Annotated in this window: 18 protein-coding genes; 3 read left to right on the forward strand and 15 right to left on the reverse strand. The window is 36.9% G+C overall.

What is annotated here, in order from left to right:
• Positions 1–9 precede the first annotated feature (9 nt).
• From Q0871_RS11610 to Q0871_RS11620, 3 genes are read left to right on the forward strand one after another with little or no spacing between them, the layout of a single operon-like run.
• Positions 10–1152 carry an efflux RND transporter periplasmic adaptor subunit gene (locus Q0871_RS11610; protein ID WP_299323034.1) on the forward strand — a complete coding sequence of 381 codons (1143 nt, stop codon included), beginning with the start codon at positions 10–12 and terminating at the stop codon, positions 1150–1152.
• 9 nt (positions 1153–1161) lie between these two features.
• On the forward strand, positions 1162–1578 hold the full coding sequence (locus tag Q0871_RS11615; RefSeq protein ID WP_073240391.1) for a Fur family transcriptional regulator: 417 nt from the start codon (positions 1162–1164) through the stop codon (positions 1576–1578).
• Positions 1579–1619: 41 nt separating this feature from the next.
• Positions 1620–3587 (forward strand): heavy metal translocating P-type ATPase, encoded by a 1968-nt coding sequence (locus Q0871_RS11620; RefSeq protein WP_299323040.1) that lies wholly within the window; start codon positions 1620–1622, stop codon positions 3585–3587.
• Positions 3588–3886: 299 nt separating this feature from the next.
• Here the strand turns inward: Q0871_RS11620 and Q0871_RS11625 are convergent, their stop codons facing one another.
• The 15 genes from Q0871_RS11625 to Q0871_RS11695 form a co-directional block, all read right to left on the reverse strand.
• Positions 3887–5485: a type IV secretion system DNA-binding domain-containing protein gene (locus tag Q0871_RS11625; protein WP_299323041.1), complete on the reverse strand. Its 1599-nt coding sequence runs from the start codon at positions 5483–5485 to the stop codon at positions 3887–3889.
• 5 nt (positions 5486–5490) lie between these two features.
• Positions 5491–6522 (reverse strand): MobB family relaxase, encoded by a 1032-nt coding sequence (mobB, locus tag Q0871_RS11630; RefSeq protein ID WP_299323043.1) that lies wholly within the window; start codon positions 6520–6522, stop codon positions 5491–5493.
• Positions 6523–6533: 11 nt separating this feature from the next.
• Complete coding sequence (locus Q0871_RS11635; RefSeq protein ID WP_299323047.1) at positions 6534–6914, reverse strand: BfmA/BtgA family mobilization protein; 381 nt, start codon at positions 6912–6914, stop codon at positions 6534–6536.
• Between the two features lie 430 nt (positions 6915–7344).
• Entirely contained in the window at positions 7345–7542 is a 198-nt protein-coding gene (locus Q0871_RS11640) for a hypothetical protein (RefSeq protein ID WP_299323052.1), read from the reverse strand.
• Between the two features lie 11 nt (positions 7543–7553).
• Positions 7554–7934, reverse strand: a complete 381-nt coding sequence (locus Q0871_RS11645; protein WP_299323057.1) for a DUF6876 family protein — start codon at positions 7932–7934, stop codon at positions 7554–7556.
• Between the two features lie 78 nt (positions 7935–8012).
• Positions 8013–8357, reverse strand: a complete 345-nt coding sequence (locus Q0871_RS11650; RefSeq protein ID WP_299323061.1) for a single-stranded DNA-binding protein — start codon at positions 8355–8357, stop codon at positions 8013–8015.
• Between the two features lie 926 nt (positions 8358–9283).
• A complete protein-coding gene (locus tag Q0871_RS11655; RefSeq protein ID WP_073240383.1) occupies positions 9284–10078 on the reverse strand; it encodes a CPBP family glutamic-type intramembrane protease in 795 nt (264 codons plus the stop codon).
• Between the two features lie 140 nt (positions 10079–10218).
• Positions 10219–11070, reverse strand: coding sequence for a class I SAM-dependent methyltransferase (locus Q0871_RS11660; protein WP_299323068.1), 852 nt, complete (start codon positions 11068–11070; stop codon positions 10219–10221).
• A gap of 145 nt (positions 11071–11215) precedes the next feature.
• A complete protein-coding gene (locus tag Q0871_RS11665) occupies positions 11216–12958 on the reverse strand; it encodes an efflux RND transporter periplasmic adaptor subunit (protein WP_299323071.1) in 1743 nt (580 codons plus the stop codon).
• A 109-nt stretch (positions 12959–13067) separates the two neighbouring features.
• On the reverse strand, positions 13068–13559 hold the full coding sequence (locus Q0871_RS11670; protein ID WP_299323075.1) for a DUF305 domain-containing protein: 492 nt from the start codon (positions 13557–13559) through the stop codon (positions 13068–13070).
• 19 nt (positions 13560–13578) lie between these two features.
• Positions 13579–16080 carry a heavy metal translocating P-type ATPase gene (locus tag Q0871_RS11675; protein ID WP_299323079.1) on the reverse strand — a complete coding sequence of 834 codons (2502 nt, stop codon included), beginning with the start codon at positions 16078–16080 and terminating at the stop codon, positions 13579–13581.
• A gap of 74 nt (positions 16081–16154) precedes the next feature.
• Entirely contained in the window at positions 16155–16607 is a 453-nt protein-coding gene (locus tag Q0871_RS11680) for a heme-binding domain-containing protein (RefSeq protein WP_299323083.1), read from the reverse strand.
• Complete coding sequence (locus tag Q0871_RS11685) at positions 16608–17198, reverse strand: DUF3347 domain-containing protein (protein WP_076546995.1); 591 nt, start codon at positions 17196–17198, stop codon at positions 16608–16610.
• 31 nt (positions 17199–17229) lie between these two features.
• Positions 17230–19566, reverse strand: a complete 2337-nt coding sequence (locus Q0871_RS11690; protein WP_299323131.1) for a multicopper oxidase domain-containing protein — start codon at positions 19564–19566, stop codon at positions 17230–17232.
• Positions 19567–19638: 72 nt separating this feature from the next.
• Positions 19639–20205, reverse strand: coding sequence for an AraC family transcriptional regulator (locus Q0871_RS11695; protein ID WP_299323136.1), 567 nt, complete (start codon positions 20203–20205; stop codon positions 19639–19641).
• Position 20206: the final 1 nt, after the last annotated feature.

The raw sequence follows: 20206 nt of genomic DNA on the forward strand, positions 1-20206 counted from the left end.
GTCGCTTTAATGTCAACAGGTTGTAAGGATAATGCACAACCAATGGTTGAAGATGACCACAAAGGAGAAGAAAATCAAGTTGAACTGACCGATGCGCAAATGGAACAGACCAACATTGTCATTGGTAAGGTTGAAAAACGAAAAATAGGACACGAAATCTCGGTAAACGGAATGATTGATGTGCCACCACAGGGCAATATTTCAGTTACAGTACTGTACGGGGGATTTTTGAAATATACCGAAATGCTTCCTGGTAGCAGAATTAAAAAGGGTCAGGTAATAGCAAGTGTGGAAAATCCAGAATTTATCGAGTTCCAAAGGGAATATTTGGAAGCTCGGGCAAATAATGATTATCTCAAAGCAGATTTTGACCGTCAGCAAACCTTGAACGATGAAAATGTAACATCAACAAAAGTATTCCAAAAGGCGAAAAGTATGTATTTGACCAATCAGGCAAACATCAAGTCGCTTGAAAGTAAACTTCGATTGATAGGTATAAACCCAATAAGTGTAAAAAATGGTAATCTATCAACTGTCGTGAATGTGTATTCGCCCATAAATGGTGTGGTTCGGGATGTTTATATCAACACAGGAAAATATTTCAATCCCCAAGATGTAATAATGGATATTACCGATGCAACAGATTTACATGTAGAACTTAAGGTATATGAAGATGATATTCCCTTGATTCGTAATGGGCAACGCATTCGCTTTAGACTGGCAAATGCACCGGAAGAATGGATGGAAGCCGAAGTATTTCTCATTGGAAGCAACGTGCGTGACGATAGGTCTATTACGATTCACGGTCATTTAAAGGAAAAAAATGAAGACTTATTGCCAGGAATGTTCGTCAATGCAGCTATTGAAGTGGAAGCGCAGGAACTATATGCCGTTCCAGAAGAAGCCATAGTTCGATTTGAAGCAAAACAGTATATTTTTAAATCCCTCGGAAAACGGAGAGAAGGTGAAAACCCGATGAATGATTTTGAAATGCTCGAAATCACAAAAGGTAACGAGGAAGAAGGTTTTGTTGCGTTCGAATTTGTCGATGAAACGCAGGACATTACTTCTATGGAAATTGTTTTAAAGGATTCTTTTACCCTTTTGGCAAAAGCAAAGAATAGCGAAGAAGAAGGAGGTCACGGCCATTAATAATAAAGCATGAAGGAAATAGAAAAAACATTGGAAAATAAAAATGTGCGTCCTACGGCAATGCGCATCTTGATCTATAAATATATGGCCGAAAAGGAAATTGCGGTCGCCCTTACGGATATTGAGAACGCTTTCGCGAAATCTGACAGGACTACGTTATACCGAACGCTGAAAACCTTTGAGGAAAAAGGAATCGTACACCAGATAGACGATGGCACTAGCACAACCAAGTATGCATTATGTGAGCCCGGTTGTAACTGTGAGATTGAACAGGATTTACACCTTCATTTTCATTGCAGCAACTGCAATGAGACGGTCTGTCTGACTGAACATAAGATTCCACATATCAACCTCCCGGACGGTTACGTTGCCGAAGACGCAAATTTGGTTTTGAAGGGAATCTGTGACAAATGCAGCAGGCAATAAATGCACTTCTGTTGCATCAAAATAATTAGGAAATTACACTCATGAAAAAGAAAAAAGTAAACTTACGGGATTTAGACCCAAAGGAACACCAAGGCGGGCACAATCACGATGACGGACACAATCACGGCAGTCCAGAAGAAGCCTCCAATTTCAGAACTTATTTACCAGCGATTTTTAGCTTTGTAATGTTGATAGCAGGAATCGCCATTGATTATTTCGATGCTTTTCCATTTTTTAAGGGTTGGATTCGTGTTGTCTGGTATACGGTAGCCTATATTCCAGTTGGATTTCCAGTCATAAAAGAAGGATGGAACAGTATCAAGAATGGCGATTTCTTTACAGAATTTTTTCTAATGTCCATTGCAACCTTGGGCGCATTTGCCATAGGCGAATATCCCGAGGGTGTTGCGGTAATGCTTTTCTATGCCGTTGGAGAACTGTTTCAGAATGCTGCTGTTAACCGTGCTAAAAGAAATATAAAAGCATTATTGGACGTGCGCCCTAATGAAGCCTTGGTAAACCGTGATGGCGATTTCATTTCGGTCAATCCCGAGACTGTTCAGATAGGCGAAAAGATTCAGGTGCGTGTGGGCGAAAAAGTACCACTCGATGGTATTCTGCTTTCTGATAAAGGTTCATTTAATACCGCAGCTTTAACAGGCGAAAGCAAACCCGATACTATCGCCAAAGGAGATAGTGTTTTTGCCGGAAGCATAAATCTCGATGGTGTAATCGAAATCGAGACCACAAAAGAGTTTAAAGATAGTTCCATTGCACGAATTCTTGATATGGTACAGAATGCGACTGCAAGAAAATCAAAGACGGAATTATTTATAAGGAAGTTCGCAAGGATTTATACGCCTATCGTTGTTTTTCTCGCTATCGGTCTGACATTCTTGCCTTACTTTTTCGTGGATGATTATGTGTTTCGTGATTGGCTGTACAGAGCTTTAATATTTCTCGTGATTTCGTGTCCTTGTGCATTGGTCATCTCGATTCCTCTCGGCTATTTCGGTGGTCTGGGTGCAGCCTCGCACAACGGTATACTATTTAAAGGAGCTTCATTTTTGGATGCAATGACCAAAGTGACTACTGTGGTAATGGACAAAACGGGAACCGTGACCAAAGGTGTTTTCAAGATTAAGGAAGTAATAAACAGTTCCAATTTCTCGGAAGCGGTATTTATGAAATACTTGATGGCAATGGAAGAACAATCTACCCATCCTATTGCAAAAGCAATTCTGGAATATAAAGCTGAAGGTGCAGATTTAGATGCCACGAATGTTTCTGAGGTTGCTGGAAAAGGCTTATTGGGAACGGTTAATGGTAAGACTGTTCTGGTAGGGAATAAGGCTTTGATGACCTCAAATAACATCGAAGCTCCATCTGCAACCAATGACATTGTGGAATCCATCGTCATGGTCGCCATTGATGGAAAATTTGCGGGCTATGTGACCATTGCCGATGAACTAAAGGAAGATGCGCACCAAGCCATAAAGCAAATTAGGGATTCTGGGATTTCCAAAATCATTATGCTTTCGGGCGATAAGGATTCCATAACTCAACAGGTCGCAAAAGAATTGGGCATAGATTGGGCTAAGGGCGGTCTATTACCGGAAGATAAATTGAACGAAGTCGAAAAGCTCAAAGCACAACCAGATACGAAGGTTGCCTTCATAGGCGACGGTATCAACGATGCACCGGTATTGGCAGCAAGTGATGTAGGTATCGCGATGGGCGGTTTGGGTAGCGATGTTGCCATTGAAACGGCGGATGTCATTATCCAGACGGACCAACCTTCAAAAATCGCAAGAGCAATTAAAATTGGGCGTTCTACCCGAAAAATTGTTTGGCAAAATATTGGTTTGGCATTTGGTGTAAAGATTATAGTTCTTATTCTTGGTGCTGGTGGACTTGCCACAATGTGGGAAGCCGTTTTTGCGGATGTGGGGGTGGCGTTGCTAGCTATATTGAATGCGGTGCGATTGCAGAAGATGAAGTGGGGTTAGTAAAGAAATAAAATACATAGATTTTAGTTCTTTAAAACGGCCGTTTTACGAAATGACTTGAAAATGTTGCTAACATATTCGCTTCCAGTTCAATTTGTCGTTCTTTTTAGTAGTTCCGGTAATTCACCTTTTACGGAACTAAAAAAGTATAATTAAACGATTGTTTAAATGTACTCTTAACATTATACTTGTTGTGCTTCGTTTCGTTATTGCAGTCAAACTCATTAAAGTATGCTTCAAAAATGCCACACTCTTTACAAAATCCGCTTTTTGCTAAGAGTACAAAGAACGTCGCTACTTTAACTCACATACAGTCGCTTTTCAAATATCGAACGCGCCTCATCATAAACCCGTTCAAAATTAGCTGCTAAATCAGCCTGTGCAAACTGTTTCGATTCCTTTGGTAATTCTCTTTGAATATCATCCAATTTAAATTGAATTTTCTTATCCTTTCCATCCGCGTAAGTAATAAATTCGCCTTGTTTCAACCTGAAGAAAACATAAGCTCTAATCTTTGGAATTTCCTTTTCGCCCGTAGTAATACGCGTATCAAAATCAAGGTTATGTCCTCGACTGATACTCTTGGTTGGGTCTTTAATAATTTCAAAAAAGCGTTCGTAATATTTAGCGGTATCTGGGTCATTGACCTTACCGAAGAATTGATAGGATAAATTGCTCAAAATCGCTTTACTTGCTTTATCGCCATACATCATATCATTCTGAATTTTGTCTTGCATCACATAAATAGTTGAGATGTTATAACTACGTAATGTTGCCGGAATACGGTGCATATTCAACAGTCGTATGGTTGGCGCTTCTTCCATTAATAGAAATGATGGTTTTGAATTCCGCACGCTCATTTGCTTGGTAATAGTATGAATGATGGTAGCGATGACGGGCGAATAGGAGGTTTCAAATTTTGGGTTGTTCACTATTGAAATTACTGATGGATTTTCCTCGCTATTAATATTCAATGGCACTTCGTCTGCGGACAATGCCATAAAAATACGTTGGGTACTAATTCGTTTGAGCGCATTGGCCAAGGTGCTTTTTACACCAGCAGTCTGTCTTTCAGAATCTTTGCCACTAATAAAAGCATCTGCCATCGCCCTTGAGGTGGTGTTGGTTTCCAGAAACTGGATTAGGCTTTTTGTATCAAGGAATTGATAAACAGCTATCAAATGGGGTAACGTACAGTATTTTGGATATTCCGTTTTCAGTTTCCAAATCAAACCACCAATCAACCCCTCTGCAGCATCGTTAAAGAATTTTGTCGTGCCAGTTGTTCCGCTTTCTCTTTGCTCTAAAAGGTTTTCGATTAACACCCTTGACACCTCATTGACGCTTTCCTCGTTCTCTAAATAGCGTGGCGCAATAGGATTTACCCTATGGATGATTTTATCGAAGGAAATGACCTTAAATGGAATATCGCTATCCTTGAAAAGTGGATATGCCATTTCGGTCAATTCAAAATCTTTGTAATCGTGAATGATTCCACAAAAGCCTTCTTTTTGGAAGTGTTTAAGAAATCCGTAAACGACACTTTCGGTTTTTCCGCTTCCAGCGGATCCGATGACGGATGCGCCACGTTTAATATTATCCAATTTAAAATTCCCTTTGCTCGTAGCAAAGTTGACTTGGTATTTACTATCGCCATTTTGCGAATTTTCAGTTTTATGCAGAAAAACGTATAGTCCTGTATTAATTAATAGTATCGGACAAACTAGATACAACAAAATGAATGTTAATTCATTTCCAGCAGCAACATAGAATACGAAAAATGACAGTATTGCGATATTCAAAAGAAACGCAAACTTACTTACCCGAAACATCGCATAGAAAACAGTACTGGTAAAACCAATAATTGAAAGTGTCGTTATGATATTATCTATCTGCATACTACTTATATTCCGATGGAACTTGATTTAATTGCTATTTCTGCACCACGTCTTAACCGTTTGAAAACCCGAAGCGCAATTTGTGCTTGGCTTAAAGGAATACTAGGTATTACTGGCAAGCCTGTTTTTGTAATCATTTTAAAAGCCAATACCTTTTCGTTAGCTGGTAGTTTCATCAAGGCAGCAAAATAGAGGTTAGGGTTTTTAACAAAATCTTTTCTTGCTTTATAGGTCTCGGCAAAATTGCGTTTATATCCAAAAGTTTTGTCAAACGTCTTTTCCGCTTTAACGAAAAAGGCATCCCTATCAAAACCTCGCTTTACCTTTTTGCCGTGCATCTCTACTTCAGAAGCTTTGTGTTTACTACCAGGCGAAAGACTTACCGAATTGGAAGCATCCTTTCTGCTTACGATAATATGGATATGACTTTGGTTTCCATCTTTTGACATTCCTTGGACAATGCGTTTTCCATTTTGTTGATGCGGTGCTTGGCGTTCCAGTTTGGCAATTTCCCTGTTCATCTTTTTAATATTCCCTTTTGCTCGTCCATCTTGAATATTTCGGATTTCTGTTTTTAGCTGAAGTATTTCTGTCGCGAAAGGTTGGTTCTCTTTTACCTGAATATCTGTGCCTTTAAAGGTTCGTTGATGTTCAATTTTCGCATAGTATTTTATGTCATCAATAGTTATAGGTCGCCCATTAATTTCACGGTTGAAACTGGCAACATAATCCTTCATCAGCTCACGCGTGTAGGTTTTTAAATCTTGGCTATTGTTCTTTAGTTTTCGTAATTCATACTTTGAAGGACTGACCGTAATCGAATAAAACTTGGGTTCTTTCTTTTTTAATTTTGCGGTATTTCCATCAATTTCTTTGACCACTTCTTCAGCGGAAATTTCATCGCCATATAGGTTAAAAAAGTGTTCTACATCTTGTTGTTCCAAACCTTGATTTTCTTTCTCTAAATAGCCTACAAAATCCGCTGAACCCTGACTATAAGTGCCGCCTAATTTTTGAGGTGTTATTGTGATGTACATAGCTCAAAAATTTAAAGTTGATTACTTGGGTTTTTCTTTTCACGAAAGCGTACTTCCTTTTTCTCTTTGGCATATTTCTTTTCCACAATCAGAGGCTTTTCATTTGGTTCTTCTGTCTGAAAAAGAGATTGAATCATCGCTACCGTAGGTTTGGTTTGTGTCTTTTCCACATCCCTCATTATGGCAATTACAGCATTGATTCTTTTAAGTAATTTGGCTTCGATGGTTCGCCCTGTTGGTCCTAATTTTTCCTTTGGCGATATTTCGTTATAGAAGAAAAAATCGAGCATCGTGGACATTGCCTCGGTGTGCGATTTGAAGTAAGTGCGTGAGAAAGTCTGGAAACGTTTTGCAGTTTCCTTTTTAAATCTAATTCCAATAAATGAGTCCATATTTCGCCGATTTGTCGCAAAATCTTCCCTAAAAATGGGCGTTTACAGCTCGTTTGTCGCAAATCTCTGATTGTCAGAAAATTAAAATATATTCAAATCGCTGGTAATCAGCTATTTGAAAACGAAAAGGAATCCGAAACATCGCGCAGCGTGTTACCCTCTTGCTATTCCTTTTCGTTCGCCACAGGCGAACAAAAATCCATACAATCCAGCTCAAAAAGCTGATTGCCATTTTAGGAAAATGATTTTCCGATATGTTATTTTTCGATGTGTATGGTTATCGGCGAAAGTAAAAAATGGATAACCTTACTTTAATTTGAATGCTGAATTTCAGCAAAATTAAAGATACGTTTTTTTATTGACTTGATACTAATTACATACAAAAACACCTCTAAAAATTCAGAGGTGTTTTAAATAAAACTTTAAAGTTTCAGATATTGAAAACATAACTGTATGAGTATAGGTTTTTAATCATTTCTTCATCTATCAATTTTTCATAATCTGCACCGGTTTCTTCCACATACTTTTTTATGGATTCCCCAAAAAGATGTGTAACGTGTTCTCTCGAAACTTGTAAAAGTTCCTCTTGTTTTTCCTCGCTCAAATCTTGAAATTTAATGTAAATCATAATTTGAAAATTTAATATTCGCTAGGTAACATCAGCGTATCATTTACAAAAAATAACCGCAGTTCATCCAATGGAAAATCGGTTACACGATAGCCGTGTTTTTCTAAAATATTATCGTTGCCATCTGTGTAAATAATTTCAGCTTCATAACCTGTAAAATCCTGTTTTTCTTCGGACAATCTTTTAAAGTCTATGGTTACAAATTCGCTTCGGTTCATCAGACTTTTTGCGATTACGGATGTATCGGTAATGAGCCAAAAACATTCAGCAACTTCGGATAAATATTTCAGTCCGTCGGTAAAACGTGTTCTTAATAATGGGATTTGATAGAACATTTTCGTTCCGTGAAAATGTTGCAATCCTTCTTTGATTTCGTTAACTTGTGCTTTCATTGTACATATTATTTAAAGTGTGAATAATGAAAAAGAGGGCGCATCTTTCGACGGTTACGCCCTCTTTCATTTTAAGATTTACTTGTCGTCTTTGTTTCCAAGTAATAGAATTTCATCGACTACCACTTCGGTAACGTAGCGTTGCTCATCTTTATCGGTTGTATAACTTCGGGTTTTAAGTTTTCCCGATATTCCAACTTCTTTACCTTTAATGACATACTTCTCTACAATTTCGGCAGTCTTGCCCCAAGCAACTACCGTATGCCAATTAGTGTCAGTTTGTTTTTCGCCTTTGGCATCTTTGTAATACTCATTTGTGGCGAGTGAAAAACGGGCTACTTTCTTTCCACTTTCAAGGTTCGTAATGGTTGGTTCTTGTCCAACGTTTCCAATTAACTGTACGTAATTTTTAATAGTACTCATAATAAAAAGATTTGTGTCTGCTTTATTACAGACTGGTTTATATTTCCCTTATTTGTTTTAAACTGAATTAAATTTTAAGGGGTGTTTGTTCTTTTCTTCTGTGCACCGCACAATGGATAGAGTGGGTTTTGTCAAGACTTTTCGGGAATAAATCAGGTGTGTTTGCGACGTAGTAAATTCCTTGGAATTTCAAGGAAGTAGAAACCTTATTTTTCACTAAAACTTGTATAGTCTTGACAAGTTCCATAAGGGCATTAGCAATTCTTTTAAACGCAGTTGCGTTTAAGCGTACCGATAGTTAAGCGAAATAAGTAGCTGGGTTTAATCTAGAATTGGTTATGTTCTGCCTGTTTTTCGACGACCCGAAAAACAACAAAGGCTTTATCCATTATAAACCCCTTAAAATGTGTAAGACAGCGGTTTGGTTTTTAAGGATTTTCGAGTGAAGGCTCAAAAAGACTTCGCCGAAAATCCTGTTAAGAAAATCGAGCCGATGGCTTTCCGATGTTTTGTTGGACTTACCTATTTTTTCTGACGAAATGAAGTGTCCCAAACCAGCGTAGCGGTTCGGGTTAACGTAATGAAGGAAGCAAAACAATAGGTGTGTCCAAGACATTTGTAGAAAAGCTCTTTTCACGGAATGAAGTTTTTTAAGGAATGTAGGGGAATGTGCTGAACGGATTGTGAAAACGAATTAACCTCTTTAGCAGAATTTAAAGCGGACTAAATTTCAAATATGTAGATTGGGAATGAAGCGTTTCCTGCTTTTGGGCGGGATTAGCGTAGTGGAAATCGGAATCTTTGGGATTGTGTCTAAGACCTTTAATGAAGCGCTTTTCCCGAAATGAAGCTCTTCGCGGAATGTTGGGGTATGTGCTGACGGATAATATTTAAAATTTTTTAAAGTAATTGATTAATAAGAAAGACTACAATTTCAATGAATTAGAATCTATCTTTGGTGGCATAAAATACATAAAGACCAACATTATTATAAAGTAAAGAACCGCAAATATAGTATAGGTATGGTCACCCGCATCTGGTGAAATCGGCAACAAAACAAGAGACATATTTAACATCGATTGTATTACCAATACACATATTCCACTTCTGGTTTTTGAATATACAATAGCACACATACCAGCAGCTCCCATCATATTTAAAAACAACGGCCATACAGGAAGGTCTTCAATTACACCAACATTTATATAAACGGAAGGTAGCCACCATAAAGACCATACAAAGCCGATAACCTGAGTTGCGTAAAATGGTTTAGTAATTTTCGAAAGTTCACGAAATGCATAACCAATCCATACCACTTCACCTAGAAATGCCCAAGACAAAAGAAACAAAGTGAATTTTAAGGTAGGTATATAAATTTCGAAATCAAGAATGGACATATCTCCATTATAAAAAGCTACAATTACTAAAGTTATTAAACCTATGGTAAATGCGAACAGTAAGCTAAATACATACCACTTTGGGTGTACTTTCCAAACTAGCATAGGTCTAAATAAATTCTTTATGCCTTCATTACCTTTTGTAATTTTTACAATAAATAACAACAAAAACATTAAAGCGTAAAAGCGACCATTGGTGTACGGGAAAAATTCTATTACGCCTTTGCTTTTAGCAAAAGTTATTACAAAATTCAGCATTGGTGCAAGTGTTAAAAACACCCATATTTCGTACCTCTTTAAAAAGTCTATCATTTTTGTGGTCATCAGTAAATTTCTAGTTATGGTTTGGTGTTATTTTGATTTAATCTCTTTGTAAAAAAATCGTTTGCCAAGATAGTCTTATCATTTTTTTATACAAGACCTTTTGTTTATTCGAACTGTTATGTTGGATTAAACGTCAATTTCTATGTAATTATTAATGAATAACATTCATTTATTGCTCCAAAAACCCCAAAATAATCTTCATGCATCTTGCCTGGTGCCTTAGACTCGTGCCATAAATTAAAACCTGCATTTTTAAAAAGGCGTGCATAATCATGAGAAAATGATCGCTCAACACCATAAGGTTGAGAATTTGGATTCTTGCTAAAGTCAATATTTGCTCCAATGGGCTCAATTGCAATAAATATTGAAGTCCCTAATTTGTTTAGGTAAGAAAAGAACTCTTGCAATCGTTGTTCTGAAAAATATTCTAGGACACCACCTGAAGTAAAGATTATCATATTATTGGTTCCGTTTTCTTTAATCCAATCAAATCCATCTGCGGCTACAAATTCGATTTTAATATTCTCAACATACTGTTTTTTATTAAATTTAATTTGCTCAACACTTAAATCAATACCTATAAATCTTTCAATTTGTGAAAATTCAGCGCTCAAGTAATCTAAAACATCCCCATTGCCTGTTCCAATCTCGACAATGGTGTGAAATTCATGTGATGTATCTTTTAAAATATTCTGAAGCTTTTCAAATACTGGTAAACAATTAGGAAGAAAAAAATCTTTCAATACATTCTCTTTATCTGAAAAATATTTTCTACCTGTCTCTTTCCAAAAATTTTCATGATAATCTGCCAGCATATCGAAGTCTTGGTTTTTTTCGGCATTTTTTAAAAGTGCCGAACGCATGAAACGTTCATTTAAACTAAGTTCATTTTTGACATTAAAACTGATGCCTTTTTTTATTAATATTTCAACTTTTTGGGGTTGTAACTTAATCAAAATTGCTCCAATGAATTCTTTAATTATTTTTTTCATTTGCTAGTGTGCTATAACATTTATTTCTTTAATTCTATAGTTTGGTTCTTTTTATATCCTAGAAAAATTTATCTTTCCTAAGGTTTTAGCTTAAACTATTTTAATCTGGACTATTTGAAAAATTTGTGTTCTATTCTTTGACAGTTTACTTAGTTATGTTAATGATACTTCCACAAGTCAACATTTCATCTCCATAATATGGATTTCGAATATCCTTATCTTTACTTAGCCAAAAAGCACCTTTATTTTTATTTGCCATAGGACATTTTTGCAAATATAGTATGGGATCAACATTCTCAATATTCATAGCAATGGGCACTAAATTTTCATTCAGAATTACAAAATGGTCACGTTGATTTTCCAGATTATCATTTTCTACAATGGCGTCAAACATTTTAATAGTTTTATTTAAGTGTGCTTGCTCCATCTTTCCTAAACCACTAATATCTATAGATTTTAAGGCCTTGGATGTCTCTTTTGCAAAAGCGGCAACTTGGTTAGCATTGTTTGAGACAAATGCATCTTTCATTTGAAGATAGGATGTGAGCACTTTTTCAAAGTCCTTCTGAAAACTTGATGGTAAGTCTATTATCATTTGAGACAATGACATATCCGATGTTTCCTTTTTGCTCATGTTCATCATCGATTTTTTCCCTTGTAATTGTGCGGCGGCATCTACTGAGAATGTTCCATTTGTCACGATTTCATCGCCATTTTCAAGCCCTTCTTTTACCCTAAAATTTTCTCCATTACGATTCGCAATCACAATTTCACGCATTTCAAAAATTGGTTCGTTAGGATTGGTCTTTATATACACCAATGAGCGTTCTCCTGTCCACATCACTGCACTTGCAGGAACGGTAATTAAATCGTCATTCATTTTGGATTCTCCTTTGAGTTTGCCCGTGACAAACATTCCTGGCTTAAATAGGACATCTATATTTTTAAGTGTTGCTCTTACGGTAACAGTACGCGTTGCGTTGTTCAGCATAGGGTCAATAAAAGAAATCGTGGCGTCAAATTCTTTATTGGCATAGGCATTGGTTACTATCATCATTTTCTGACCTACTTTTAGATTAGAGATTTGACTTTCGTAGGCATCAAATTCTGCCCAAACTGAATTCAAATTACTCACTTTTAAAATTGGTTGACCTTGTTTTACATAGTCTCCTTCTCTTGCCGCAACTTCTGAGACAGTTCCTGAAACAGTAGCATAAATGGGGAAATTATCACGAACCTTCCCAGAAGTTTCAATAGCATTAATTTGACTTTCTGAAAGCTTCCAGAGTTTCAACTTGTTTCGCACAGCTTTATACAAAGCAGGTTGCGATTCTTTTAAAGCAGTCGTAGTTAAAAGCTCTTGTTGTGCCGCTACTAAATTAGGCGCATAAATAGTAGCCAGTAATTGACCACGATTTACTTTTTGACCTTCATAGCTTACATTCAATTTTTCCAGACGACCATCAAAATAGCTTGCTTGTACAGCGTTATTTTCTTCGTTTGTAGCAATCTTTCCTGAGAGTGAGATCATTCCGTCTTCATCAGAAGGTGCACCACTACCTACAACTGTAGTTTGAATATTGGCCAGCGCCATTGCGTTATCTGTCATTTTTATCTCATTCAAAGCGAGACCTTCAGCGCCAGACTCAGCAGGTATCAAGTCCATCCCGCATATAGGACAGTCGCCTGCTTCTGGTTGCATAATCTGTGGGTGCATTGAGCAAGTCCACATTTGGTTTGCCGTATCGCTAGAGTGGTTGTGGGAATCTGACATATTAGACGAATCCTTGCTTGCGTCAACATCAATCTCAGAATTTCCGAAAATGAGCCAGCCTGCAAATAATCCCACTATTACTGCGACTGCTATATATAATATGTTTTTGTTCATAATAAAAATTGTTTAATGTGTAGCACGATGTGTGTTAGGGATAGTAGCGGCATCCTTTTTTTGCTATTTCTGCAAACAAAAGATATAGCGAAAAGACTGCTCGAACGCTCTATTTCTGATTTTGCAATCGGTCAATCATTTGTTTCATTTCTTCTATCTCCTTCTTTTGAGCTTTAATGATATCATTGGCTAATTTTTTCACTTCAGGGTCTTGAATATTTGCACGCTCACTGGTTAATATTGCTATCGAGTGGTGCGGTATCATAGCTTTCATCCAGAGTACATCGCCCACAGTTGATTTTTGGTCACGTACCAGTCCTAGCGCACCAACAAATAGAACAATACTTCCTAAAACTATGGTAACATTTTTCTTTTTATTTTGATACATATTTCGCATTGCCACAAACATTATTATGGCCATCGCTGCAATACCTAAACAGCTCATATAAAACCTTGTGAGGCTAAAATATACGTGTTCGATTGCATAGGTGTTTAGATACATCGTGATGTACATTGCTATAAAGGATGCCACGAGCATACCAACAAATTTTGAGTAATTTCCTTTTTTCATTTCTCCGTGATTGTTCTCTTTTGAATTCATTTCTAATGGCTTTTAGTTTTTAATTAATTGATTTTGTTCTCAGCCTTAGCGCATTTGCAATTACCGAAACCGAACTGAAACTCATTGCTAAAGCGGCAATCATTGGCGATAATAATATTCCAAAAAATGGGAATAAAACTCCTGCTGCAATGGGTACACCGAGGGTATTGTATATCAATGCAAAAAATAGATTTTGCTTGATGTTCTTCATTACGGCGTGGCTTAAATTCTTTGCTTTGACAATGCCGTGTAAATCTCCTTTTACAAGGGTAATCATAGCACTTTCAATAGCCACATCGGTTCCTGTTCCCATTGCGATACCTACATCACTTTTGGCAAGAGCCGGTGCATCGTTGATACCATCGCCAGCAATTGCGACAACTTTGCCTTGTTCCTGCAATTTTGTTACTTCTTTAAGTTTGTCTTCTGGCAACATACCTGCTTTGAAATCAGCAAGATTAAGTTCGCTCGCTACGGCTTTTGCCGTATCGTGGTTATCGCCTGTTAGCATTATCACAGCGATGCCTTGATCTTGTAATTCCTTGATTGCTTTGGCACTTGTTTGTTTAATCTTATCTCCAATAACTACATAGCCTGATACTTCGCCATCTATAGCCAGATAAGAAACTGTTTTCCCTTGTCTTTGAAAGGATTGCGCTTCGGTTTCCATTTTTGATGAAATGGTGGCTTTTGCGTATTCCATCATTTTGGCATTTCCTAAGTCTAATTTTTTGCCATCAACCGTTCCTTCTACGCCTTTTCCGGTTACTGCGCTGAAGTTTTCTGTTTTTGATATTTCAACATTCTGTTTCTTACCGTATTTCACGGTAGCTTCGGCAAGTGGATGTTCGCTAGAACTGTTTAGGGATGCAATTAAATGTAGCATCTGGCTTTCGCTAAATCTGTCTCCAAAAACTCCTATTTTCTCAACGGTTGGTTTCCCTTCGGTTATCGTACCTGTCTTATCCACAATCAAGGTATCTACCTTGTCCATTTTCTCCAAAGCTTCGGCATTTTTAATCAATACACCGTTTTGCGCTCCCTTACCAACACCCACCATTACGGACATAGGCGTAGCCAATCCTAGAGCACAGGGACAAGCAATTATCAATACTGCAATGGCATTTACTAGTGCATATACATACGCCGGTTCTGGACCCCAAACAGCCCAAACCCCAAAAGTGATTAACGAAATGATGACCACTACTGGTACAAAATATCCTGAAACGGTATCTGCCAACTTTTGAATGGGTGCACGACTGCGACTAGCATCGTTTACCATATGTATGATTTGAGAAAGTAAGGTATCGCTGCCCACTTTTTCTGCTTTCATTAAAAAGGACTGATTTCCGTTTATAGTACCGCTACTTACTTTATCATTTTCAATCTTATCTACTGGAATTGGCTCTCCCGAAATCATCGATTCATCTACGGTTGTTCTACCTTCCGTGATGCTACCATCCACGGGGATTTTATCGCCTGGTTTTACACGTAGAAAATCTCCTTTTTCAATGGTATCGATAGAAACTTCCTCTTCTTTGCCATCGACCACACGTACGGCTTTGTTAGGCGCAAGCTTTAATAATTCCTTTACTGCGGAATTGGTTTTACTGTGTGCCCTAGCTTCTAAAACCTGACCCATTAATACTAGCGTAAGTATGACCGTTGCAGCTTCAAAGTACACGTGGACTGCACCATATTCGGTCTTAAACTGTTCAGGAAAAAAATCAGGAAATAACATCCCGAATACACTAAATAACCAAGCTACACCAGCACCGATGCCAATAAGCGTAAACATATTGAGATTCCACGTTTTGATACTGCGATACGCACGTTCAAAAAACATCCAAGTCGCATAAAACACCACAGGAATGGATAATGCAAACTGAATCCAATTCCACGATTTTTGTTCCATTACATCGTATAATGGATTATCGGGAATCATCTCGCTCATTGCGATTAAGAAAATAGGTAACGTAAAAGCTACAGCTATCCAGAATTTCTTCAGTAATTTTTTATAGGTCTTCTCTTCTGCGGAAAGGTCTGGTTGCATAGGTACTAAATCCATTCCGCAAATGGGACAAGCTCCAGCTTCGTCCTTAACAATATCGGGATGCATAGGACAAGTCCATTGTTCTAATGTTGTTACAGAAAGATTTTGCTCTTCTACTAAATCCATTCCACATACAGGACAATCGCCAGATTTATCATAGGTTTTATCACCTTCGCAATGCATCGGACAATAAAATGTACCAGTTCCTTTGCCTTTGGTCTTTTCCTTTTTGGATTCTTTCGCTTTATGATGCTCTCCTAATTTATGTAAGCTATAAGAACCACCATCATCTTGCATTGCTTTTTGAAACGTCTCGATAGAAATATGAGATTCCATTTCGATAGATGCTTCAGCTTTTTCTAAATTTACCGAAACATTAGTCACACCTTCCACTTTATAAAGTGTTTGCTCTACGTGATTTAGACAGCCGTTGCAGGTCATTCCGTGTATGTGATAAGTATGTTTCATATAATTTATATTGTGCCTGATGCGGGAAGGTCTATTAACCAACCATCAAAGAATTTACCCTCCCAAATCAGGACTTAATTTTTTATTTTCAAATTATTCATATAATTGATAATCTCATTTTTTGCTAGAGAATCCAATTTAGCACCTCTATGGATTAGCGTATAACTATCCATAGGCATCTCTCCATTTTCAATTTGTTTAATAATTGAGCGTAGCTTACTATTTTTTTTCCTATCAGAATAGTTTTTCCATTCATTGAAATTAAGTTCGGATTTTCCTTCTTTAATATGATTTTCTAAAAACCAAGCAACTGGCTGCACCTTATTATACCAAGGGTAGTTAGTGTTATTACTATGGCAATCGTAACAAGACACCTTTAACTGATTCTGGATAGCAATTGGCACTTCATTGACCAACATAAAATCTGTTTGTGGTGTTACATCATTTTGATTAGGTTCTGTGGGTACAAATTGTATACCCACAAGAACGACCAATGCAATAATTGCAATGACTTTTAGAATCTTCATTTAGTTTATTTCTCGTTGTACTTTACCACACTTCAACATCTTGCTACCATAGTAAGGGTTTCTTACTTCTTCTTTGGTGCTCAACCAAGCAGTTCCACCATCGTACATCGGGCAAAACTGTTCATATAATTTAGTCGCTGTTCCTGTAATAGCAACCATATCTGTAATATCCTTGCTTAAAATTTTAAAATGCTCCCGCTGATGCTTGATATCACTTTCTGAAATATGTTCAGCGTGTTCCGTAGCATCTTCGATGATGTCTATTAATTCCTTTTGCTGACTTTCAGAATATGTTGACTTGTCAAGATTGCCAAGTGATTTAGCAAGTGTTCCACCGAGCATCTTAGCCTTGTCATTTTCATCTCCTACTAGCGCATCTTTAAGATTAAAATAATCTTTTAAAATAGCTTCTGCCATTGCGTTTTGAGAATTATTCATTGCCATATTTTTTGAGCTATCCATATTTTCTTGCATTACTTCATTGCTAGCAGACGAAGGTGCTTCATTCTTATTAGCATCTTTACAAGACACGGTTAAAATCATTGTAGCGACTAAGGCTACTGTTCTAATACTTCTTTTAATTGTTTTCATTTTTATTTGTTTTATTGTTAATATTATTTACTTAAAATCTTACTGATAATCCTCCACCGGCACCAAAACGGTTATCGTAACTCGCCATAAGAGAAAAGTTTCTTGATAGCATATATTCAGCTCCTGCACTCCATACTGTTTCTGAAGTAAAGTCTTTATTCATAGGTAGGTCATCTACGAAACCTAAATCTATTTGGTATTCATAATAACCGAATACAGACAGTTTTGGGAAAATCATTATACTGCGACCTACACCAATTCTTGGTCTTAATTTATTATCAACACGCACATCTAAATTGAATAAGTAGGGCGTTAAATAGCGAACACCAACAACTGCCGTTGTGCTAAACTCATTTAAGCTATCACGTGTTGAATTCTCAATGTTTACACCACCAAAAACTCGTAAATAATCGTGTAGATACCGTTCATACGTGAATTCTCCTTCCAGATTTTCATTCCATCCATATTCAAAAGAAGCATTAAATTGATTTCTAATATTAGAGGTCATCAAATTAAAACCAGTAGTATGCGACGCTGCATCTACCAGTCCCCAAGAATACCATTTGTTGGTTTCTTCAATAATTTTAGAAGCTGGAAATTCATCCATTCTTGGGTCTCGTGGCGTATCATAAGACACTACTCTTGCCATACCACCCATCATATGATATAAAATGTGGCAATGGAAAAACCAGTCTCCAGCCTCATCGCCATTATTTCCATAAAACTCGATAGTCATTTCTTCCATTGGGGGCACATTTACCGTGTGCTTTAATGGCGAGTACTCTCCATTTTCATTAAGTACTCTAAAGAAGTGACCGTGTAAGTGCATTGGGTGGTGCATCATCGTCAGGTTATTGAATGTAATGCGCGTTACCTCCTTATTATTTATTTTGATATTATCAGCCTCAGATAGTGGTACACCATTCATACTCCAGATGTAACGATTCATATTACCAGTAAGATTTAGTAATATTTCCTTAACGGGAACATCTTTGTCGTATGTTGTTTTGCTGGGCGACTTCAAATAATCATAATTGTATTCGGCAAATAGATCCATTCCCTCCATCTTCATTCCTGGCATAGAATTCTCTTTCTTCATATTCATTCCAGACATTGTTTTGTCTTTCTTCATATCCATTCCAGACATTTTTGAATGATCCATCTTCATACCTTTCATTTTAGAATGATCCATTTTCATCTCTCCATCCATTTTCATTCCTTCCATTTTATCCATCTGCATCCCGTATTCCTCTTTCATCTCAAAACGCTCATCCTTACCTGGCTGAAATTTTAAGGCGTGTGCACCCATTTTCATATCCATTTTAGCCATTTTCTGCATCATCCCGATTTTATCTGGTCGAGCAACATCCATTGCAGGTAAAATTGTACCATTACCTATAAAAGCAGAGGCTGTACCAGAACCATCTTGTGCAGTAATTCTAAATTCCATCTTACCTTCTTTTGGTACCGTGACAATAAAATCATACGTTTCGGCTACTCCTATAAAAGTTTTATTTCTTTCGACAGGAACCACATCTAATCCATCTGAAGAAACCAGTACAGGTATCTCTCCTCCAAACGTCATCCAAAAAGAGGTAGAAGCTCCTCCATTAATCATTCGCAGTCTTATTTTCTCACCAGCTTTAAATTCTGGATAGTCAATGCTTTCTTCTCCATTAATTAAAAATGCAGGATAATATACATCTGCTATATCTGCACCTTCCATACGTTGCCTCCAAAAATTGAGTTGTGCTCCAAAAGCGCCACGCGCAATTACTTGATTTAAAGGTGTAGCTGTTCCTTTTTTAATACTGTACCATTCATTCCCACGCTTTAAATTACGCAGAACGTTCATCGGCTTTTCATTCGTCCAGTCAGATAAGACCAACACCAATTCTTTGTCATAATCCAACACTTTTTCTTTAGGCTGAATAACAATGGAACCGTATACGCCGCTTTGTTCTTGTAACATTGTATGGGAATGGTACCAATAGGTTCCAGATTGTTTGATAGGAAATTCGTATTTCTGTGTATGTCCTGGTTCTATAGGTGGTGTATTTAAGTACGGTACACCATCGTAAAAGTTAGGAAGTAAAAGTCCGTGCCAATGCACTGAGGTTTCTACACTCATTTCATTTTTTACATATATTATTGCATATTCACCTTCTGTAAACTCTAAAGTTGGACCGGGAATTGTCCCGTTAACGGTCATTCCCACAACATCTTTGCCTGCTTTATTCACAGTAGCCTCACGCAAGGTAATAGTGTGTTCTCTTACTGGAAGGTTATCTATATTTCCTTGTGTGTCTTGTGCATAAACACCTGTAGTTAACTCAATTAGAAACAACAAAATTATTTTAGTTTTCATTTTAGCTTTTATTTTGTAGACACGAAATTACTCTTGATTTAAAGCTTTTTGTATCACAATTATGGTTCTTATCTACCTAATTTGGTCTAAGGCGTTTCTTATGCTTTTTTGACTATTCTTATATTCCGTTAAACTCATACCAGTTTCATTCTTAAATAGCCTACTTAAATGATTGACATTGCTATAATCAAGTAGTTGTGAAATTTCTGTAAAGTTGTTTTCTTGTAATTGTATCAACTCTTTTACTTTTTCTATTTTTAACTTGATAAAGTATTTTTCTATAGTTATACTTTCATTAAATGAAAAAATCTTACTGATTTTTGAGTACTCGATACTCATCGTGCTTTCTAAATATTTAGAGAGAGTTTTTTCCAATTGTAAAGGCAGTTTTTGCAGTAACTTGATGAGTTCAATTTTAATTTGTTCTACTAGTTGCTGGTCTTGAGCAAGTAGAATTTCAAAACCATTATTTTCTAAAATCGTTTTTATATTATTAAAATCATCTTTATATCTCTCTTCATAGATTATAGAGCCTAATTGAATATGCTTTAATTGAATACCTAATATTTCAACATCCCTCTGAATTGCTTTAATACAGCGATTACACACCATATTTTTTATGAATAATTTCTTTTCCATC

The organism is uncultured Maribacter sp., from assembly GCF_947500985.1.
In the GTDB taxonomy this organism is placed as follows: domain Bacteria; phylum Bacteroidota; class Bacteroidia; order Flavobacteriales; family Flavobacteriaceae; genus Maribacter.

Coding starts and splice junctions, on each gene's coding strand:
- Q0871_RS11695 (WP_299323136.1), bottom strand. CDS start 20,205: ATGGAAAAGAAATTATTCATAAAAAATATGGTGTGTAATCGCTGTATT.
- Q0871_RS11645 (WP_299323057.1), bottom strand. CDS start 7,934: ATGAAAGCACAAGTTAACGAAATCAAAGAAGGATTGCAACATTTTCAC.
- Q0871_RS11685 (WP_076546995.1), bottom strand. CDS start 17,198: ATGAAAACAATTAAAAGAAGTATTAGAACAGTAGCCTTAGTCGCTACA.
- Q0871_RS11670 (WP_299323075.1), bottom strand. CDS start 13,559: ATGAATTCAAAAGAGAACAATCACGGAGAAATGAAAAAAGGAAATTAC.
- Q0871_RS11610 (WP_299323034.1), top strand. CDS start 10: ATGTCAACAGGTTGTAAGGATAATGCACAACCAATGGTTGAAGATGAC.
- Q0871_RS11660 (WP_299323068.1), bottom strand. CDS start 11,070: ATGAAAAAAATAATTAAAGAATTCATTGGAGCAATTTTGATTAAGTTA.
- Q0871_RS11640 (WP_299323052.1), bottom strand. CDS start 7,542: ATGATTTACATTAAATTTCAAGATTTGAGCGAGGAAAAACAAGAGGAA.
- Q0871_RS11625 (WP_299323041.1), bottom strand. CDS start 5,485: ATGCAGATAGATAATATCATAACGACACTTTCAATTATTGGTTTTACC.
- Q0871_RS11690 (WP_299323131.1), bottom strand. CDS start 19,566: ATGAAAACTAAAATAATTTTGTTGTTTCTAATTGAGTTAACTACAGGT.
- Q0871_RS11665 (WP_299323071.1), bottom strand. CDS start 12,958: ATGAACAAAAACATATTATATATAGCAGTCGCAGTAATAGTGGGATTA.
- Q0871_RS11620 (WP_299323040.1), top strand. CDS start 1,620: ATGAAAAAGAAAAAAGTAAACTTACGGGATTTAGACCCAAAGGAACAC.
- Q0871_RS11650 (WP_299323061.1), bottom strand. CDS start 8,357: ATGAGTACTATTAAAAATTACGTACAGTTAATTGGAAACGTTGGACAA.
- Q0871_RS11655 (WP_073240383.1), bottom strand. CDS start 10,078: ATGACCACAAAAATGATAGACTTTTTAAAGAGGTACGAAATATGGGTG.
- Q0871_RS11615 (WP_073240391.1), top strand. CDS start 1,162: ATGAAGGAAATAGAAAAAACATTGGAAAATAAAAATGTGCGTCCTACG.
- Q0871_RS11675 (WP_299323079.1), bottom strand. CDS start 16,080: ATGAAACATACTTATCACATACACGGAATGACCTGCAACGGCTGTCTA.
- Q0871_RS11680 (WP_299323083.1), bottom strand. CDS start 16,607: ATGAAGATTCTAAAAGTCATTGCAATTATTGCATTGGTCGTTCTTGTG.
- mobB (WP_299323043.1), bottom strand. CDS start 6,522: ATGTACATCACAATAACACCTCAAAAATTAGGCGGCACTTATAGTCAG.
- Q0871_RS11635 (WP_299323047.1), bottom strand. CDS start 6,914: ATGGACTCATTTATTGGAATTAGATTTAAAAAGGAAACTGCAAAACGT.